The following is a 20249-nucleotide window of genomic DNA, read 5'->3' as shown; positions in this document are numbered from 1 at the left end:
CCTCGCCAAGAACAGGTGACAATCGACAAGAAGCCTGCGGAGAGGCATCTTTTATTTTTTCTTGACAGAATGGGAAAAGAGGAATAGAAAACGAATAGCATCTGATATATCAACAAACATATTTGAGAGGTATGGTGAATAAAAAGAAAACAGTCCAGAAGAAAATTTCTCGGGTTGCCCGTGACCTAGTATACAACTATTTAAGAAAACGTATGCAAGAGGGGGAAATTTTACCCGGTAACAGTCTCAACCTTACCGAGTTAAGCGAACATCTACAAATTAGCCGTACACCTCTGCGTGATGCCCTTATTCGCTTGGAGGCTGAAGGTATTGTAACGATTTACCCCCGTAGTAAGGTCATTGTAAATAAACTTGAAAAAGAAGATTTTCAATACCTCTACGAAGTTATTGGCTCACTGGAAAACACCCTCTGTATACGTGGCATGCCTCATTATACAGCATCCATCCTCGATGAGATGGAAGAGGTGGTGAAAGAGATGCGCAAAAGCATCTACGCCGAAGATATTCAACAATACGATATCCTGCATAGAAAGTCCCATGACTATTTTCTGACCGTAGCACCGAATCTGTTTGCGGAACGAATACTTGTCCCCGTGCAAAATCGATTGTGGGATCTGCCACGTCGCAACTTTGTGCAACGTTGGTTCCTTGATGGCTGTGACGAACATGACCTGATCATTCGGGCCCTGCGGGAAAAGAATGAAACAGATTTACGATACTATGTAAAAGAGAGACATTGGGATTTCGAGTACAATAAAGAACATATATTTGCCATATACTTCCATTAGAGAGTAGAGCCTTGGCCCTGTCCCAGGATGGGGCCAATAAAACAGAGTAGCTGTGCCACAACAAAAAGTAATGTAAATACTCGTCTTTACACGATTATTTGTCTCGAATATTGACTATTAATTTTTTCTTTACCAAATCTGATACACCAGTTAAAGCTTCTAACAAAACATTAGATGGTATCATTGTTTGGCCCCCGCAAAGCGGAAGGAGGTGGCAGTAGTATAGTTTGACCGTTAACAGCAGAAACATTTTTGCCCCCATCTAACTGACTTTTGAGGATATTATGTCGAAGCAAAAAAACAATTTAATGACAAGATTACTGGGCCAATACGACCCATTTCTCTTCTATACCACCGCCCTGGTAACTCTTGCTATCGTAGTATTTGGTGCCATCTACCCTGAAATCTTAGGTAAATACGCCATGGCAGGACGGGCCTATATTGCAGATACCTTTGGCTGGCTTTACGTCTCAATTATGGCCCTCTGTATCATCGTGGGCTTTGGCGTTGCCATCAGTAAATATGGCAACCTTACCCTGGGACAGGCCGGTGATGAACCGGAGTTCAGCACCACCACCTGGATCGCCATGCTCTTTAGTTGCGGCATTGGCGTTGGCTATGTTTTATGGGGTGCTGCTGAACCCATGTTCCACTTTATGAACACCCCCTACGGCGCTGTTGCCGGCAGCCCCGAGGCTCTTCCTGTCGCCATTCGCATAGCATCATTCCACTGGGGTATTCACTGTTGGATGGGCTACTCCATAGTGGGCCTCTGCATTGCCTTTCCTGCCTTTAGGCAGAATCGCCCCATGACCCTCTCTGTTGCCCTACACGGACTGCTTGGTGACAAGGCAAGTACCAGCGTGTGGGGACGTCTCCTCGATACCATTGGTGCCATTGCTACGGTAGGAGGACTCAGTACTGCCCTTGGACTTGGTATTATCTCCCTAAGCTACGGGGCTGGACTTATCTTCGGCATAGAAGTTGGCGTTGGGGGCAAGCTGCTCATTATGGCTATTATCATTGGTCTCTATGTTATTTCAGCCATAACAGGACTGCACCGAGGCATGGCCTTTTTGAGTAATGTTAATATTATTCTGGCAATCTCATGGTGTCTCTTTATTCTTATTTTTGGAGAGACAAATACCCTGCTGCGTCTGCTGGTAAATAACGTAGGCAGCTATGTCAGTGAATTTATTCCCATGACCTTTTATACCGATCCCTTACAACAACACAGCAAGTGGTTTTCCAGCTGGACCCTCTTCTGCTGGCTCCTAACCATTGCCTGGGCTCCCTTTGTCGGCGGATTTATTGCCCGTATCTCCCGTGGACGTACCATCCGAGGCTTTATCGTAGGTGCCGTTTTAGCTCCCACCGCCTTTAGCCTTGTCTGGTTTACCATTGTTGGCGGCTCTTCCATTCTGGCAGAGATGAACCAGACAGCACCCATGTGGACAAGCATTTCAGCAGATGTAGGCTCCGGCATATATATGCTACTCAGCACCCTTCCCTTCGCCAAATTGCTCAGCATTATTGTCTTTATAAACATGATCCTCTTCCTCGTTACCTCGGCGGATTCAGCTTCATTCTTTGTGGCCATGCTCATGTCTAAGGGTGCCTACGAACCCAAAACCCTTATGAAGGTGGTTTGGGGCGCATTCCTCGGCACCCTCGCAGTTGTCCTCTTAGTAAGCGGCGGACTCGGCGCATTAAAGAGTGCATGTATCATAGCCGGCGCCCCCTTTGGTATCGGAATGATCTTTATGCTCTGGTCTTTGCTAAAAGACCTCAAGAGCGAAATGCAACATAGCGAAATGGAAAAACGCCAGAGCGAAATAGAACAGATTGAAATGCTTAAGAGCGAAATCCTCAAGAGCCAACTACAAAAAGAAGCACTTTAAAAACAAATCATTACAAGGAAAACAGACCATGTCTAAGCCAGTAAATGCCCTTGCCTCGCCCCGCTTTTGTGGCATAAGAACCTTTATGCGTCTTCCCTATCAAACGGATCTACAGGATATAGACTTTGCCGTCCTTGGCATTCCTTTTGATACTGCCACCACTTATAAGCCAGGATGTCGCTTCGGGCCTGCTGGTATTCGGGCTGCCTCTACCATACTCAAGTCCTATGAAGAGGTGCTTGACGTGGATATATTTGAAGAGTGTAGCGGTGTTGATTACGGCGATATTGATATTATTCCCGGCCACCTGGATGAGTCATTTGAGCGCATTGAAGAGGGAATGAGTGCCCTCTTAAAAAATGACATCATTCCTGTTGTTATGGGTGGAGACCACTCCATCACCCTGCCGCAACTGCGTTCCATCGTTAAGAAGCATGGCCCCGTGGCCCTTATTCACTTTGATGCTCACTCGGATACGGGAAGTGATTACTTCGGTAAGCCCTACAACCACGGCACCACCTTCCATTGGGCCATCAAGGAGGGTTTGATCAAGCCTGAGGAGTCCACCCAGACGGGAATCCGAGGCCCCCTCTACGGCAGAGATTCGCTCAAGTTTGTCCGCGAAAGCGGTATGCAGGTTATCACCGGCTGGGAGCTTCATGAAATAGGTATAAACGAGGCAATCAAGCGCATCAAAGAGCGTATCAGCCCGGGTACCCCTGTTTTCATGTCGTTTGATATTGATTTTCTTGATGCCGCCTATGCACCGGGCACAGGAACTCCCGAGATTGGCGGTTTCACCACCCATGAGGCTCTCAAGCTTGTCCTTAACTGCTGCCAAGGCCAGGAACTGGTGGGGATGGATCTGGTGGAGGTACTTCCAGAGTCAGACAATGCAGAGATCACCTCTTTTGCCGCCGCCGGCATCATGCATGCATTCCTCTCCTGTGTCGCAGCAAACAAGAGGGCAAAAAGATAACTACATCTCATTAGCGGATGTAGACCAATAAGTACTGGAGAACCGGCCTCACCAAGAGGTCGGTTTTCCAGGGCATACATCGATTTATCATAGCAAATAATGGGCAAAGATCCTGCCCCCTCCTCCCTGTCAGTAAAAACCTCTCCATTTTCCAAAAACTCTCTCCAGAAGAGAGCCGTTAACGGCCTGCCCCGTATTCTCCTCAGGCTGGCAACAGGCAACTCATCTGTATAGACTTATCATGCTTGACTTCCAAGGAAAACCTGCCCTATTTTTAAGAATGCCTCTCTTAAAAAGATTAGTAGCAAAGACAATATAAGATTGCTACAAAGGATGACTACAATCAGTGACAGATTGCTCCGCAATTCTGGAACCATATTAGAACATTTCATAGGGAGAAAAAATGAAGACAATCGTACTGGCAATTCTACTGAGCATGTTAATGATCTCTTCGGCAGTGGCAAGAGACAGCCTGGGCAACTACTCCGTAAAAGAGGCCCTCGCTCAGAAGGCGGCACAAACAAAACTCAGTGGCGATGTAAGTTTTTACTTTGGCAAGAGTAAACACGGCAAGGTAATAAAAAATTACGGTACAGTGAACACCAACAAAAAAACCAACTCCTTTAATAAATCAGATAAGGAGGCATGTCAGTGGGTATTTCTCTCGGCTATGATTGCTCTTGAAGAAAGTGCTGTCAGCCAAGGCGGCAATGCCGTTATAAATATTAAATCCAACTACAAGAGCAAGCTCCACTCAAGCAATAGCTCATTTCAATGTGGAGCCGGAGCCCTGATGGCCGGTGTTGCTCTGGAGGGTACCATAGTAAAGATTAAAAAATAGTTCTACGGGGATCCTGAGCTGAGCTGAGCTGAACAGGATCCCTGCTGCACACTCCTGGCAACAAAAAGACAACACCTCTATTTTTCATTATCTCCTACCAACATTTTTTAGCTCACGATATTTCATCAATAAAAACACTATGCCCAAAAGCAGATGACAATACCGTGTTGTGGACATTTCCAAGCTAACAAATCCGCTCCGACAGTAAAAGATAGCAAAAAGCACGTACAATCGGTTATATTACTATGTCCATATGGGGAGACTTCTCTGGCCTTAATTTTATTTATAAAAATATGTAGCCAATCTGTTTATCTTGTTCATAACAACCTCGCCGAACTATTTGGTAAATTTTCATACACCCAATCCTCTTGCCCCTATGGAAGCAAATAGTAAACCAAGCACCCCCATCATTAGGAGCAATCGTGTTACTCAGTCTGCAAAAACAAATTCAATATTACGCTGATACAATATCCAAGGTAACTGGTTTTGAAGTTGAAGTTGTTGATACCAACCTCATCAGAATTGCAGGCACTGGGGATTACTCAAAAAACATTGGGAAAAGCATAAAAAAAGCAGGTAATCTTCTCAAAGCCACACTGAAAAGTACCAAACCTCTTTTTATTGAAAACCCCAGGAAAAATAGCATATGCAAGGGTTGCCAAACCAAAGAACAATGCCATGAGCTCCTCTCTATCTGTGCCCCCATTTCCGACGGAAAAAACACCTATGGGGCAATGGAACTCATCTGCTTCTCTGAAGAGATTCGAAAAAAACTTATTCCGCAAAGAGATGTTTATGTAAATTTCCTCCAATTACTCACTAGCAGTATCGCAGCCCATGTACTTGAAAAACATGCTCAAAAAAATCTTAACGATCTTTTTGATGCAATGTCAGAGGTCATAGAGATAAACAACCGTGGCACCATGATTTGTGACACAAACGGAAAAGTTGTTTTCAAAAACGCCAGAGCCCAAGAAATTTTGCACAAAACCCTTAATTCTAATTTTGAGAATTTCTCCCTGACAGCCACAGGCGTGACATTCTCCGACCTTGACGAATTCATCATAAGACAAGGAGATAGGCAACAGCTACTGGCAGGAAAAAGGGTTAAGCTCGATTCCAAGACAAGCAGATTCTCCTCTGTTTTTATCTTTGATACCATCCAATCTGTTATATCTTTATCCTCAGGACCAAGTTCCCCGGAAGATGCATCACTACAGCATATTATCGGAAACTCTCCTCTTATTAGAACATTAAAAAGCCAAATACAGGCAACCTCAGACACCAACTCATCGGTTCTTATCTCTGGCGAAAGTGGCACAGGAAAAGAGCTGGTTGCCCGAGCTATTCATTTTTCTGGCAATAGAAACAAGGAGCCTTTTGTTGCCATTAACTGCGGAGCCATCCCTGATACCTTACTTGAAAGTGAGCTCTTTGGTTATGTTGGTGGAGCCTTCACAGGGGCATCCAAACAAGGTCAAATTGGCAAGTTTGAGCTTGCGGCAGGTGGCGTAATTTTCCTCGATGAGATATCTTCTATGCCCCTTTATTTGCAAGTAAAATTGCTCAGGGTTCTGCAGGAAAGAACCATCACCCGACTCGGGGCTGCAAACCCTATCTCGGTGGACATTCGTATAATCGCCGCATGTAATGATAATCTCCACGAGATGATGCTGCAAAATAAGTTCAGAAACGACCTTTATTATCGCCTCAATGTTATTCCCATTGAAACACCTCCACTTCGAAATCGAATGGAAGATCTCACCTTACTCATCAAACATTTTACAAATAAATACTGTGATTTATTTAACAAAGACCAGATTTTTCTCTCTAAAAACATTAGGCAACGTATGGAAAAATACCTCTGGCCCGGCAACATCAGAGAGCTTGAAAATGCCATAGAATACCTTGTTAACATTGCAGACAAGAAGGGAAAAATAGATGAAACCTCCATCTATTCAGGCTTTTTAGTAAACCCCGAAAACCTAGGCACCACCATACCCCTCAGCCCAAATAACCACCCCCCGGTAATACCTCTCAAAGAGTTAGAGTTCCAAGCAATTACAAGAGCTATTGCCCTGTACGGTGACTCCACCGAAGGAAAAAGACAGGCCGCTAAAAGTCTTGGCATCAGCCTCGCAACGCTATACCGCAAAACAAGTACCTATTAATCTTTTTCTCATTTCTAGAATTTTTCTCATTACGAGAAGTGAATAAAAACATACCTCCCCCTCAGGCAAAAGGCTAAGATCCTGTTTTTTCGAACTATTGTCAGTATTGTCGATTTTGGCACGCATTATGCTAATACAAAGACAACCAATAATTCAAAGAGGGAGATATAATTTTGTCTAGTGTTAGAATTAAATTTAATGAAAATCCAATAGCTCCATTAAAAGGGACAGAGGTCTCCCTTCTCAGTAAAGAAGTAGCTGAGAAAGTTAGAGACTTCCACCAAACCTTTCCATCCTACCAGCCAACACCCTTGGCTAAACTTGACCAACTTGCTGAACACCTTGGGCTTGGATCAATCCTGATAAAAGATGAATCCTATCGCTTTGGTCTCAACGCCTTCAAGGTACTTGGCGGTTCCTACGCCGTAGGAAAAATACTCGCTGAAATGCTTGGCAAAGATATCTCCGAAGTAAGCTGTTCTGACCTGAGTTCTAAAGAGACCTCGGACAAAATTGGCGATATCACCTTCGCATCTACAACAGATGGGAATCATGGACGAGGCCTGGCATGGGCGGCTAAAGAGTTTAATAAAAAAGCCATTATCTACATGCCAAAGGGTTCTGCTCCCATCCGTCGCGACAATATCCAAGCCCTTGGCTCCGACTGCACCATAACAGAACTCAATTACGACGACTGTGTTCGCATGGCCTGGGACAAAGCACAACAGGAGGGATGGATCACAGTACAAGATACAGCTTGGGATGGATACGAGGACATTCCGAATACAATTATGCAGGGATACACAACCCTTGCCCTTGAGGCATTAGAACAGATGCAGGCACAGGGTATTGAACGTCCCACCCATGTTTTACTCCAGGCTGGAGTTGGCTGTTTTGCAGGAGCGATGATCGGTTTTTTCATGTCTGCCTTCGGCAAAGATTGCCCTAAATTCATCATCGTAGAGCCCGATGCCGCGAACTGTTTTTATGTTTCTGCCTGCGCAAACGACGGAAAACCTCACACTGTTGAAGGTGACCTCCTCACCCTTATGGCCGGACTCGCCTGCGGTGAACCCAACAAAACCAGCTGGGAAATGCTTCGAGATTATCCCGTCGCCTATGCGTCTTGCTCCGACGATATTGCCGCAACGGGAATGAGAGTTTTGGGAGCTCCAATAAAAGGAGATCCACAGGTGACCTCCGGAGAATCAGGAGCCGCAACAACAGGCTTTCTTCACTGGGTAATGACCAGCGAAGAGGGAAAAGAGGCCCGGGAAAAGCTTGGCCTCGACCTGAATGCACAGGTGCTCTGCATCAGCACCGAAGGTGATACCTCCCCTGAATTGTACAGGGATGTTTTATGGCACGGACGCGACAACCTATAACAACAGCAAAGAGAGGCTTTACTATGACCATAAGAGAATTCGGTTTTGACGATGCAGAATTTGAAGCACGAACAGCTAAGATGCAGGCAGTTATGCGCGAGAAAAAACTCGATGCAGTTTTCCTCACCACCGAACCAAACATTCGATATTATACAGGTTACTACACACAATTTTGGGAAAGCCCTACCCGCCCATGGTTTCTCATAATTCCCACAGAGGGCAAGCCTATTGCTGTTATCCCGGGTATTGGGGCAAGCGGTATGGCGGCTACATGGATTGATGACATTAGAACCTGGTCATCCCCTGCCCCGGAAGACGACGGTATCTCCCTGGTCGCTGGAGTTCTCAACGCCCTTCCTACCAAATACGGTAGAGTTGGTGCAACACTCGGTCTTCAATCATATTTACGTATGCCAACCACCGACTATCTCAATCTCTCTACCCGCCTACAGGGAAAAGAGTTCGTTGACATTGCCCTTGAAATGCATCGATTGCGTTCAGTTAAATCTCCTGCCGAAATCGCCAAAATTCGAAAGGCGTGCGTAATTACCAACAATGCCTTTGATCGTATTCCCCTACATGCCCGTGTTGGTCAAACAGAAAGAGATATCTGCCGGCAAATGCGTATCGATATGTTGGAAGATGGGGCCGAATTTGTCAAATACCTCATCTCTGGTTCCGGTCCAGACGGCTATGACAGCATCATTATGGGACCTACCTCCCGCAATATTGAGAGAGGAGATGTGCTTATCATCGATGTTGGTTGCGTTTATGACGGTTATTTTTCTGATTTTGATCGCAACTTCGCCTTTGGTGAATGCAGCGTTGAAACCAAAAAAGCCTACGAATGCGTTTACGAGGCAACCAGCGCAGGATTTGCAGCAGCACACCCAGGAGCCACAACCACAGATATCTACAATGCAATGTGGGCAGTAATGGAGGCAGGTGGTGCTCTTGGCAACGAAGTTGGACGCCTCGGACATGGACTTGGTTCGCAGCTAACAGAGTGGCCCTCTAACACCGCCACTGACAACACCCCACTCGTACCCGGAATGGTTATTACCCTGGAGCCGGGAATGACCTATGCCAAAGGTAAAGATATGGTCCACGAAGAAGACATTGTTATCACCGAAGATGGAGCAGAATGGCTTACCCGTCGTGCCAGCGAGCAGATTACCATTATCACATAGAGAGGAATTGATTGATGTCTAAAGATATACAACAAAAAGCTCATGCAGGCCCCGAACTCAAGCAGGGCAAATTGCTTTTCGCTAGCACAATGTCTTTCATTGTTCTTGTTGTTCTTTGTGGAGCGCTCTTCCCCGATTTGCTTTACAAAGCAGGAATAACAACAATGAAATACCTAACTGATAGATTTGGTTGGGTATATATGGCAGGCTCATTTATTTATGTGATGGTGATGTTTTTCTTCGCATTTAGCAAATACGGAAATATTAAGCTTGGGCCAGATGATGCCACCCCTGATTTTTCGACATTTTCCTGGATGGGTATGCTTTTTTCAGCGGGAATGGGAACAGTAATGCTCTATTGGGGTGTTGCTGAGCCAGTATATCACTATATACACCCCTTAGCGACAACAGGGCTCGCACCACTTTCACCAGAAGCTGCTGAATTTGCAATGAAGCAAAGCTTTATCCACCAAGGCATACAAGCCTGGGCTGCTTTTTCTGTAGTAGGACTGATCCTCGGCTATATGATGTACCGTAAGGGTGAAACCAATCTCATCAGTAACATCTTGATTCCCTGGGGACGTGATAAGGCAAATGGCCCCTTAGGTAAAGCTATCAACCTTATCTGTATCTTCGGTGCAATCGCAGGGATTTCAACATCACTCGGCCAAACAGGTCTCTCGTTAAGTGTTAGTTTTAAATACCTTTTCGGCACACCAGATTCCGATCTGGTGAAAATTGTAGTAGTCGCAACAATAGCAATAATTACAATATTTTGTACAACAGCAGGACTAGAGAAAGGTATCAAAGTACTCTCTGACTACAATGTGTATCTGCTCGTTGGCATACTCATATTGGTGGGATTAGTCGGTCCTACCACCAAAATGTTTAACGTCTACTTCGATACAATTGGCAACTACATGAACAGCTTCTTTTCAGATGCCTTGATGCTGCCAACATTTGCCGCTGATAAAGAGACTTCATGGATAACAGGATGGCCTATTTACTACTATGCATGGGCTATCGCCTGGGCTCCTTTTGTTGGACCATTCATCGCTCGGGTTTCAAAGGGTAGAACTGTTCGCGAATTCATCCTTGGTTCTATGATCTTGCCATGTCTTGGAATTTTCATCTGGGTAGCATTCTTTGGAACCATCGGCCTCGAATCGTCGCCTGAGGTGATAAAAGCTGCAGCTGCTTCTTCTAAAGCAGCAACCTTTATCGTTCTCGAAAGCTTACCTTTCGGTAAAGTAATTTCCGTTGGAGTTGTACTGGCTCTTTTTACCTGTTTTATCACTTCAATTAACAGCTCAACATATACACTGAGTAGTATGAGTTCTGATGGTGACCCAAACCCTAGCAATAGAATGAAAATAATTTGGACAATTGCCCAAGCTGCTATGGCATTGACTCTTATGTTAGGGGTAAAAAACGGCATTGATTTACTACAAAGTATAAGCCTGATTTTTGCTCTGCCCCTTATGTTTGTTCTGTTCTTATGTATAATCAGTACATTCAAACAGTTCAGAGAAGAATTTAAATAGCATCGTAGTGCGTGTATGAACTCTCATACACGCACTCATCACTAACCAGGTAACTATGTTTAATAATATTAAGGATCGCAGCAAATTCTACGCACAGAATATCTACGATTTCGCAAGTACCCTTATCCAGACAGAAAGCTTTTCTGGAGATGAAGGCCGGGTCGCACAGCTTGTTGCCGAAAAGATGAGGGCCCTTGATTTCGACAAGGTTGAAATCGACGAAATGGGCAATGTTTGTGGTTCGGTAGGACATGGCCCCAAACTCATCTGCGTCGATGCCCATATGGATGTTGTGGGATATGGAGACGAAAAGCAGTGGCATCAATCCCCCACCTCCGGCGCTCAGGATGAAAAGAACATTTATGGCCGTGGCGCCGCCGATATGAAGGCATCCATCGCCTCGATGCTCTATGCCGGGAAAATCCTCAAGGACTTAGATCTGCTAGAGGATTTTACCTATATGGTTTGTACTACTGTCCAGGAAGAGCCATGTGAAGGCCTTGCCTGGGAGTTTTTAATCGAAAAAAAAGGATTGCAACCAGACTTTGTTATCCTTGCCGAACCAAGTAATGATGAAATTTCTCTGGCTCAAAAAGGGCGGATGGAATTTAAGATCTCTGTATCCGGTCTCAGTGCCCATGCATCTACCCCACACAAGGGTAAGAATGCTATCTACAAAATGGCACGCATCATAACTGAACTTGAACAGTTAAACGACAATCTAGAAATAGAAGACCCAGAACTCGGTAAAGGCACCCTTGTTGTTTCAGAAATTTCTGCCCATGCGCCATCCCGCTGCTCCGTTGCCGATTATTGCGAAATATCAATTGACCGCAGACTTACCTGGGGAGAATCACCAAAATACGCTCTCGATCAGGTAAAACAACTCCCGGCAGTACAAGAGGCCGAAGCGCGAGTTGAGTTTTTCACCTTTTCAGAACCTTCTTATACGGGAAAACCATGCCAGAAAGAGTGCATCTTCCCCGCCTGGAAACTCGAAAAAGAACACAGGATAACCAAATCTGCACTGATGGCCTACCGAGAACTCTTCGCGAAAGAAGGAACCCTGACTACATGGCCATTTTCAACTAACGGCGTTGGTATCATGGGCAAACATCAAATACCCGTTATTGGTTATGGTCCTGGCACTCTGGATGCCTGCCATGTGCCCAACGAATATGTAGCAAAAGAGCAGGTTCTTAAGGCAACCCAAATGTATGCCGCAATTCCAATAATCTATTTACAAAAAAAATAAGGTACTCAAAATGAAAGTCCAAATCAAAACAGATAAAGCACCAAATGCCGTAGGACCATACTCCCAGGCAATCAAAAGTGGCAATACCCTCTACATTTCAGGACAACTACCAATAAATCCTGAAACCGGAAAAATGTGCGAGGGAAGCATCGAGGATTGCACTCGTCAATCCCTTAACAACCTCAAAGCAGTAGTGGAAGAGGCTGGCGGAACCTTGGATCAAGTTGTTAAAACAACCGTTTTTCTAGCAGATTTGAAAGATTTTGTCCGAGCAAACATCGTTTATGCAGAATTTTTCTCCGAGCCTTTTCCTGCTCGAAGTGCCTTTGAAGTGGCCAAACTTCCCCTTGATGGTTGCATTGAAATTGAGGCAATTGTCAATTTATAATAGATAAGAACGAATTGCTGCTTTCTTCTCAAAAATATGAAGAGGGCAGCACCCTCCACCTCAAATCTTACAAGAATATTAACTCAGCCCCGCCTCTCCTTTTTCAAGATACAGCAACACATTCATACTCACCTACGCGTCACCACACCAACAATGACAGTTGATACCATTCAGAAAAAGAAGCTCTTTTCCTACTTAAATAAAGAGGCCTATAGGAACTGTATCTCTCAGTCAGTCCGAAATATAGTCAGACAATATTCCTAACAACTTTTCACCATTTTAAGGTGAGGACAATATGCTCAACAAAAACAAACAGGTAAAAGAAATATCAGAATAAATTCACCTGGCGCCAAGAAAAGACAGCTAAAACAATCCCCCTTCTCCTTGATTATTGCCCTGTAGTTTGTTACCAAAGGATGAATGTCTGCATTCTGCAGAGAAGACAGTACCCGACCTGTTCATTAGCCAAATCACGGGTCCTACCAAATCAGCGTAATAAGTCCACGGCCCATCCCAGGCCCGGTTATAAAGGAGATTGTATTGAGCGAAGATGCTTTGCTTTCAGAGTTAGGGTGGTCAGCGTATTGGCAGAACCTTTTTGACTCCCATACGGGAGAGAATATACCAGCACGAGTTATCCGCGGCGATCGTGGCAGTATGCTCGTTGCCACCACAAACGGCGTGCTTCGGGCAAAGCCATCTGCTCGCTTTCTTAAGGCCAACAAGGGGACGACCAAGCTGCCCGTCGTAGGCGACTGGTTAGTGGCCTTTCCCTCCGACACCCCCAATGTTCTCCTCTTTGAGGCCGTACTCAAGCGCAAGAGTCTTATCACCCGGGGAAGTGCCGGCAAGACATCCGGAGCCCAGGCTCTGGCTGCGAACATTGACACGGTCTTCATCGTCCATCCCATCGCCGAAGAGCCTAATCTTCGCCGTATGGAGCGCGAACTTTCTGTTGCCTGGGATTCAGGTGCCACCCCCGTTGTTCTCCTAACAAAGGCAGATCTGGCAGCAGATCCAGACGCAACCCTGGAAATGGTCAAATCCGTTGCCATGGGGGTGAAAATAGCCTTGGTAAATTCAAAAACAGCAGAGGCAGCAGAGCTACTGCGAAGCTATATCACAGGCTACTTAACCGCTGTTCTCATCGGCCCCTCGGGTGCCGGCAAATCGACCTTGGTAAATTCACTGGCCGGAACAGAGCGTCAGGCAACGGGGGCGGTCCGTGAAGGAGACGGCAAGGGCAGACATACAACGGTTGCCCGTGAACTCATTCAAATTAGCGGCCACGGTATCATCATTGACACCCCAGGAATCCGGGCCATCGGTTTGACCGGATCAACAGAGGGGATCAGTCAAGTCTTCCCGGATATTGAAGAGCTCTCCCACTCCTGTAGGTTTCGAGACTGTAGTCATACCGAAGAGACAGGTTGCGCCGTCACGGCAGCAGCTGAGTCCGGACAGCTCTCCCTGGAACGTCTCGCCAGCTATCTCAAGCTTGTTCAGGAAGTTCAGGAAGCAGCCCAAAAAGAAGAGGCCCAGCTCCGAGCCATCGAAAAACGTAAAGGCCATGCCACCGCCAAGGGTAGCAAAAAAAGAATTAAACGCGGCTAGGCAGAGAGGTCTTTAGGGCAAGATATCAATTATCAGGAGAGGACAGATGAAAGAGAGTAGGTTTTTCACACTTGTTTGGCGTATTAACGGTTTGCTCCTCATGGTAGCAGGGGTGCTTGCCATTGGCATATCCACTTTCGCCGGATACAAGATAATCACCGACATAGTCAGAGAGAGAAGTAGCAGTAATATCGTCAATGTTGAAGAAAAAGATGCTATCAAAGAAGAGTGGCAGCTGGGATATTTAACAAATATTGAAGGCGGACCCTACGTCATGAGCCCCTTGAGGTCTGAGCAAAATTATGCCCAATCCTACTACAGCAAATCATCCACCTCGGCGAGAAACTATCTCTTCATAAACGGCACAACTAATGAGCAGCATTGGCTTTTAAGCTCTCATCAATATCTAATAGTGGATTTTGAGCTTCTTTCAGAAAGAAGGGAAAAAGATGTTCAGGCAATTCTCTACAGGGTGGTAAAGACTGACTCAAATGAAGACAAACGACTTACCGGTGACGACACTCTCACCATTGGCCTTTCGCTACCAACGGGCGCGGGCTACAAAGAGATCCTGCAGGGCGTTAACACCTTTATCGGCCAGAGAGTAATCACCCCTACGACCCTACTCATCATCTTCGAGCAGGGGGGTATCGGCTACTCAGCAAACGTCAATCTCACAGATTTTACCCTTTATAATAAGAGACCAATAGCAAAGGTCGGCGCCTGACCTCTTTGAGACGTTCATTCCGGGACCAAAGGTCCCGGAATGCCGTTTCCTACCTCCTCAAAGACCGATATGGGAGCCAACTATTCTCATTTACGTCTGGCCTTTTTTTCAACGGCACAGTACAGGCCCTCCGGCATGGCAAGGGTTAAAAAGCACTTATTGCATGAAATACAGGTTGCCTTTTTTCTATCTCCTGCCGCCCATCTCTTAACAAGATGCGGTTCTCTAACAAGGGCCCTTGAAAGGGCCACAAAGTCGGCTAGCCCTGATGCTACCACCTCTTCGGCAATATAGAGGGAGAGAAACCCGCCCACCAGAATAAGCGGCACAGCTATCTTCTTCTTTCTAAAGGCCTCGGCTGCCTTTCTATAGTAAACCTCTCGTTCAGCTGACGTTGCCGTACCGACCCTAGAGGGAATAAGCTCCTCAGATTCAAGGGTGCCACCACTCATCTCGATGGCATCTATCCCACTCTCCTCAAGCATCTGGCATACCTTTAGTACCTCCTCCGTCGTGATTCCGCCAGGGAGGAAATCCTCGGAATTGATCTTCACCATGATTGGAAATGAGGTTCCGACTCTTTGCCTGATCTCCTCATAAACCTGGATGAGAAAGCGGGCCCGATTCTCCAAGCTACCACCGTAGAGATCATCTCTGGTATTATAGTGGGGGGATAAAAACTGGCTGAGCAAGTAACCATGGGCCGCATGGATCTGGATCGCATCAAAGCCTGCTGCAACGGCCCTCTGCCCCGCATCGCCAAAGGCCTTGACCGTTCTGGCTATATCGTCAACGGTCATCTCTGAGGCAACCTTCAGGCTGCCCGCAAAGAGATCTGAAGGACTCAAGGGCGCATATTCATTTCTGCCAATAGCCCGTAGGCCAGCATGAGCCAGTTGGGCAGCAATGAGGCCACCATTTTCATGAACCGTGGCGGTAAACCTCTGCAAACCCTCGATCATCTCATCGGAGTATATGCCCATCTGCCTGGGACCAGCCTGCCCTTCCAGAGTCACATGAGTGTGCCCGCTAATGATGAGTCCCAGCTCCCCCTGAGCAAGATTTGCCATATAGAGCAAAAGTTGATCAGTCACCCTGCCATCAAGACCTGCCATGGCCTCATAGGTTGCCGATCTGATAAAACGATTTTTTAGCTCCAGTCCATTTATCTTTGCCAATTCAAATAGTTCAGACATATTTTCCCTTTGGTATGCATGGATGAACAGGAGCAGAAGCCCTCCCCCTTCCTGCCTTAACCATGTACTTTTATACAGCTAAAATGAGATTAGAGGCTCATCTCTAAAATTTTCTTACTCACATCCAGGGTGACTGACTGACGCTCACCCAAGGCCACCATCCCATGGGTTTCCAACTGCTGCAACAGCCTTGGGATACTCTCCTCACCAATACCATAATCAGAGAGGTGAGTCTTTATCCGCATCTGCTCAAAGAATTTACGGGTGAGAGCAATGGCAGCTTCAATCCGCGTCTCCTCGCCTCCCCCCTTCAATCCCCAAACGCGCTCGGCATACTGAAGTAACTTTGCCCACTTATCCTCCTGACATACAGTCAAGAGACTGGGCAGAATAATCGCCAGAGTCTGGGCATGATCAAGGCCATGGGCTGCAGTCAGTTCATGGCCGATCATATGGGTAGCCCAATCCTGAGGAACCCCCGCCCCAATTAGGCCATTTAGACCCATGGTGGCAGACCACATCAGGTTGGCACGCAAATCATAATCTTCTGGATCTGCAAGCGCCCTTGGCCCCACCTCAAGCAAGGTGAGCAAAAGCCCCTCGGCAAATCTATCCTGCACCATAGCATTGACTGGATAGGTCAGATACTGCTCCATCACATGCACATAGGCATCAACCACTCCATTACTGATCTGCTTTAATGGTAGGCTATATGTTTTTTCAGGGTCCAGCACAGAAAACTGAGGGAAGACATGAGAGCTGTGAAAAACCAACTTTGCCTGCAGCGCTCTACGAGTCACCACTGCCCCGCGATTCATCTCTGATCCCGTAGCCGGCAAGGTAAGTACCGTGCCCATGGGCAGAGCCCTTTCTATGGATGCCCCCCTATCGAGAAGAATCGACCATGGCTCCCCTTCAAAGAGGGCCGCCGCAGCCACAAATTTTGTGCCGTCAATAACAGAACCGCCGCCCACAGCCAGAAGAAAATCAATAGACTCATCCTGTACCAGCTCGACCGCCTTCATCAGCGTTTCATAGGATGGATTGGGCTCTATACCGCTAAACTCAAAGAGAGTATAACCAGCCAAAGCCGCAGTGGCCTGAGCCAATGTTCCGTTGGCCCTGACGCTGCCTCCCCCATAGAGGATCAACACGCGACTGCCTGGAGAAATATGCTCATTAATGGTAGCTATCTTGCCCCTGCCAAAAAGAATATTGGTGGGATTTCTAAAATTAAAATCTAGCATTTTACCCTTCCTTATCTCTCTACTCTTGAAAAAAAATGCCATCGCCCCCTTCTAATCGATGTCCATCTCTACCGACATCAATAGGGTCAGCATTCATCCTCAGGGAGGAGCCCCCCCCGTGGAGCAATGTTTCTAAGGGCTTATAGTTAATTGTCTCTTTGCCTCTGAGATGCTCATTCCATATCATCTCTGGCAACATTTTTCACTGCCACCCTTATTGTAGCCGTTTTCTACAAACAATCTCAAACAGATATCCAGAAAAACTGCTTTTAGTCTCTGACTCTTGGTGATTTTCTCATCATAAACACAGGCAAAGGATCGTGTCCACCCTCAAGAAGAGCACTTTAATCGCTGTAATCAAATCGCCTTTTTCAGATAATGTGCTAGTATGGCTTGGCCGGCAAGATCATATTCCCCCTATAGGGCAAGAGAACAGTCCCCAGGCAGGCGCTTGCCTGAAAGTAGAAGAGGGGCTTGCTCTTCTGACTAATATTTTCTGCAAATGGCATAATCGGATAAACAAAAAACAGCACTCATTTTCCCGGAAGGCCCCTTTATGAAAAATTACAAAATGGTTAGTCTGCTTGTCCTCTTGTTCCCGCTTGTAGCAAGCCAGGCCAGTGCAACAGAGAGTTGGTTCGATAAGGGCATGGATATGCTAAAAAGCGTAGAAAAAACAACAGCCGCGAAACCCAGTGTCGGTGAGATGGACTTAGCCTTCAAGCAGGCACTCCGCCTTGGCGCCGAAAAAGTGGTTAAACAGTTAGGCCAGAGTAATGGCTTCAATGCTGATCCTGCTATTCATATACCACTACCGAAAGAACTCAATACGGTTAAATCTGTACTGAACAAAATTGGCATGTCCCCACTGCTTGATGACCTTGAGCTGAGACTTAACCGGGCAGCCGAAGCTGCCACCCCCAAGGCCCAAAAACTTTTCCTGCAATCAATCTCGGAGATGACCTTTGACGACATAAAAACCATCTATAACGGCCCAAAAGATTCTGCCACAAGGTACTTCCAAAGAAAAATGTCTCCGGAGTTGAGTAGACAAATGCAACCCATAGTAGAAAAAAGCCTCGCCCAGGCAGGTGCTATGCAGGCCTTTGACAGGGTAGTGGGAGAATACCAGAATCTGCCATTTGTACCCGACGTCAAAGCAAATTTAACGGACTATGTTGTGCAGGAGGGAATGGACGGCATATTCTACTATATTAGCCAGGAAGAGATTGCTATCCGGGAAAACCCCCTTAAACAGACCACTGCCCTCCTGCAAAAGGTATTTGGCCCTCAGTGATGCCGAATTTTGCAAGACGGGAAGGAATTTCCCTGACCTGATAGTTTATTACAGATAGGATGAGTAGATGTTGAAATCGATTTTACTTGGAACATTGGCGGGGGCATTTTTCAGCTCCACATTTCTCTTAAATGAGGTAATGAGTGTGGCTGGCGGACATTGGCTCTGGTCAGCATCTCTGCGCTATCTCTTTATGATTATATTCTTATCTGCCATCCTCTTTAGCCAGGGAGGCCTGCGCCAGATAAAAGATGTCCTCAAGCTCTTTGCCTCAAACTGGATCTTCTGGCTCCTTAGCGGCAGCATTGGTTTTGGCGCATTCTATGCCCTTCTCTGCTTTAGTGCGGACTTTACACCGGGATGGATAATTGCCACCACCTGGCAATTCACTGTAGTTGCAAGTCTCTTTATCTTTATCCTATTCGGTCGCTCACTCCCTAAACGTGTCTGGCTCTTCGCCTTACTTATCTTTATCGGTGCCTGCCTGGTCAACCTGTCACATATGGGAGAGGTTAATCTCCATACCATAATGCTTGGAGCCCTACCTGTAATGATTGCCACATTCTGCTATCCGCTTGGCAACCAGCTGGTCTGGGAGGCTAAAATAGGAGGACACCGCCATCTCCCCAAGATTGACTCCCCCCTTTTGGACAACACCTTTAACAAGGTCATGCTCCTCTCCCTGGGCTCTGTACCCCTATGGATCGTACTTATCTGCATTCTGCATCCACCGCTGCCAAGCCCTACACAGGTCCTCAACAGCTCCCTTGTTGCCTTTTTCTCCGGTGTTCTTGCCACCACCATTTTTCTGGCTGCAAGAAGCAAAGCAAAGGATTCAACGGAACTGGCGGGCGTTGATGCAAGTCAGGCAACGGAGGTGGGCTTTGCCCTGGTTGGTGGCATGATTTTCCTCGATTCCCCCCTACCCGATCTGGCAGCCATCATTGGTCTATTGCTTATAGTGACGGGGATTATTATGCTTGTATGGTGCCAGAAAAAACATAAACCGTGCGAGTCCGCATGCTAAGCATGCAAAACCAGGCAAAAGGAAAAGAATATGATCGATTTTGACAAGTCAGAACTTTTTAAGCTCAAGCCCATTGATAACAGCAAGGCCCTGGAGGCAATATCTCTCTTTCTCATCGACGGGGAGAAGATATTTGCCACCTTTAAGACCATCAGGGATCAGGTAGTTTTCACCAATAAACGAATCATTGCCGCAAATGTGCAGGGACTGACAGGCTCCAAGGTAGACTACACCTCAATTCCCTACGCTAAAATCCAGACCTTTTCCGTGGAAACATCGGGAAGTCTTGATCTTGACTGTGAAATAGAGATCTATATCAGCGCAGTTGGCAGAGTTGCCTTTGAGATACGAGGGAGCTTTGATATTGTCGGCTTCAACAGGCTGATAAGCCAACACATTCTCGCTTAGGACAAAAAGTGGGCCAGCCTCTCTGCCGGCCCACTTATCGCCTGGAACCTATCCTTCATGCAGAGATATATCTCCTTCAAGACCGTTAAAAACCAAGTGATTTTCACCAATCAATTTTAGAGGCCCCAACATCTATCTTTAAAAGATGTATAATATTTCACGCTGAGTTCAAACAATAGGTGCAACATTTCTACCGATGAAGAGTTCCATCTGATCCTGCCCTGATATGGTGGAGTCCTGGCCGCTGCAAGTATGGAATCGCCGATGGAG

Annotated in this window: 17 protein-coding genes; 15 read left to right on the top strand and 2 right to left on the bottom strand. The window is 46.4% G+C overall.

All coding sequences use genetic code 11. The annotated features are described in order from the left end of the window. Window positions 1-131: 131 nt before the first annotated feature. The 12 genes from DP_RS16700 to DP_RS07030 all read left to right on the top strand — a co-directional run bounded on the left by DP_RS16700 (window position 132) and on the right by DP_RS07030 (window position 14804). Window positions 132-809 (top strand): GntR family transcriptional regulator, encoded by a 678-nt coding sequence (locus DP_RS16700; protein WP_049785027.1) that lies wholly within the window; start codon window positions 132-134, stop codon window positions 807-809. 284 nt (window positions 810-1093) lie between these two features. Then, the gene (locus DP_RS07080; RefSeq protein ID WP_011188633.1) at window positions 1094-2710 is read left to right on the top strand and encodes a BCCT family transporter; all 1617 of its coding nucleotides are present in this window, start codon (window positions 1094-1096) and stop codon (window positions 2708-2710) included. A 28-nt stretch (window positions 2711-2738) separates the two neighbouring features. After that, entirely contained in the window at window positions 2739-3689 is a 951-nt protein-coding gene (gene speB, locus DP_RS07075; RefSeq protein ID WP_041277736.1) for an agmatinase, read from the top strand. A gap of 403 nt (window positions 3690-4092) precedes the next feature. Next, window positions 4093-4530, top strand: coding sequence for a hypothetical protein (locus DP_RS07070; RefSeq protein WP_011188631.1), 438 nt, complete (start codon window positions 4093-4095; stop codon window positions 4528-4530). A gap of 422 nt (window positions 4531-4952) precedes the next feature. Continuing rightward, a complete protein-coding gene (locus DP_RS07065) occupies window positions 4953-6701 on the top strand; it encodes a sigma-54 interaction domain-containing protein (protein ID WP_049785026.1) in 1749 nt (582 codons plus the stop codon). A gap of 173 nt (window positions 6702-6874) precedes the next feature. After that, window positions 6875-8086 carry a diaminopropionate ammonia-lyase gene (gene dpaL, locus DP_RS07060; protein ID WP_011188629.1) on the top strand — a complete coding sequence of 404 codons (1212 nt, stop codon included), beginning with the start codon at window positions 6875-6877 and terminating at the stop codon, window positions 8084-8086. Window positions 8087-8109: 23 nt separating this feature from the next. Further along, window positions 8110-9276, top strand: coding sequence for a M24 family metallopeptidase (locus DP_RS07055; RefSeq protein WP_041277735.1), 1167 nt, complete (start codon window positions 8110-8112; stop codon window positions 9274-9276). A 14-nt stretch (window positions 9277-9290) separates the two neighbouring features. After that, the gene (locus DP_RS07050) at window positions 9291-10820 is read left to right on the top strand and encodes a BCCT family transporter (RefSeq protein WP_049785025.1); all 1530 of its coding nucleotides are present in this window, start codon (window positions 9291-9293) and stop codon (window positions 10818-10820) included. Window positions 10821-10875: 55 nt separating this feature from the next. Then, window positions 10876-12075 carry a YgeY family selenium metabolism-linked hydrolase gene (locus DP_RS07045; protein ID WP_011188626.1) on the top strand — a complete coding sequence of 400 codons (1200 nt, stop codon included), beginning with the start codon at window positions 10876-10878 and terminating at the stop codon, window positions 12073-12075. A 10-nt stretch (window positions 12076-12085) separates the two neighbouring features. Beyond that, window positions 12086-12463: a RidA family protein gene (locus tag DP_RS07040; RefSeq protein ID WP_011188625.1), complete on the top strand. Its 378-nt coding sequence runs from the start codon at window positions 12086-12088 to the stop codon at window positions 12461-12463. Window positions 12464-13003: 540 nt separating this feature from the next. Further along, window positions 13004-14077 (top strand): ribosome small subunit-dependent GTPase A, encoded by a 1074-nt coding sequence (gene rsgA, locus DP_RS07035; RefSeq protein ID WP_011188623.1) that lies wholly within the window; start codon window positions 13004-13006, stop codon window positions 14075-14077. A 46-nt stretch (window positions 14078-14123) separates the two neighbouring features. Then, the gene (locus tag DP_RS07030) at window positions 14124-14804 is read left to right on the top strand and encodes a hypothetical protein (RefSeq protein ID WP_011188622.1); all 681 of its coding nucleotides are present in this window, start codon (window positions 14124-14126) and stop codon (window positions 14802-14804) included. A gap of 86 nt (window positions 14805-14890) precedes the next feature. Here DP_RS07030 and DP_RS07025 read toward each other — a convergent pair whose 3' ends face one another. Beyond that, the gene (locus DP_RS07025) at window positions 14891-16000 is read right to left on the bottom strand and encodes an NADH:flavin oxidoreductase (protein ID WP_011188621.1); all 1110 of its coding nucleotides are present in this window, start codon (window positions 15998-16000) and stop codon (window positions 14891-14893) included. Window positions 16001-16089: 89 nt separating this feature from the next. Beyond that, a complete protein-coding gene (locus tag DP_RS07020; protein WP_041278448.1) occupies window positions 16090-17247 on the bottom strand; it encodes an iron-containing alcohol dehydrogenase in 1158 nt (385 codons plus the stop codon). Window positions 17248-17803: 556 nt separating this feature from the next. Here DP_RS07020 and DP_RS07010 point away from each other — a divergent pair. From DP_RS07010 to DP_RS07000, 3 genes are all read left to right on the top strand, one after another. After that, a complete protein-coding gene (locus DP_RS07010; protein ID WP_011188619.1) occupies window positions 17804-18544 on the top strand; it encodes a DUF4197 domain-containing protein in 741 nt (246 codons plus the stop codon). 67 nt (window positions 18545-18611) lie between these two features. Continuing rightward, window positions 18612-19571: a DMT family transporter gene (locus DP_RS07005; protein ID WP_011188618.1), complete on the top strand. Its 960-nt coding sequence runs from the start codon at window positions 18612-18614 to the stop codon at window positions 19569-19571. Window positions 19572-19601: 30 nt separating this feature from the next. Beyond that, on the top strand, window positions 19602-19979 hold the full coding sequence (locus tag DP_RS07000) for a PH domain-containing protein (RefSeq protein WP_011188617.1): 378 nt from the start codon (window positions 19602-19604) through the stop codon (window positions 19977-19979). Window positions 19980-20249 lie beyond the last annotated feature (270 nt).

It is taken from the genome of Desulfotalea psychrophila LSv54, assembly GCF_000025945.1.
Lineage (GTDB): Bacteria > Desulfobacterota > Desulfobulbia > Desulfobulbales > Desulfocapsaceae > Desulfotalea > Desulfotalea psychrophila.
The sequence above is the reverse complement of the archived record's forward strand: the minus strand, read 5'-3'. Positions and strand labels throughout refer to the sequence as shown.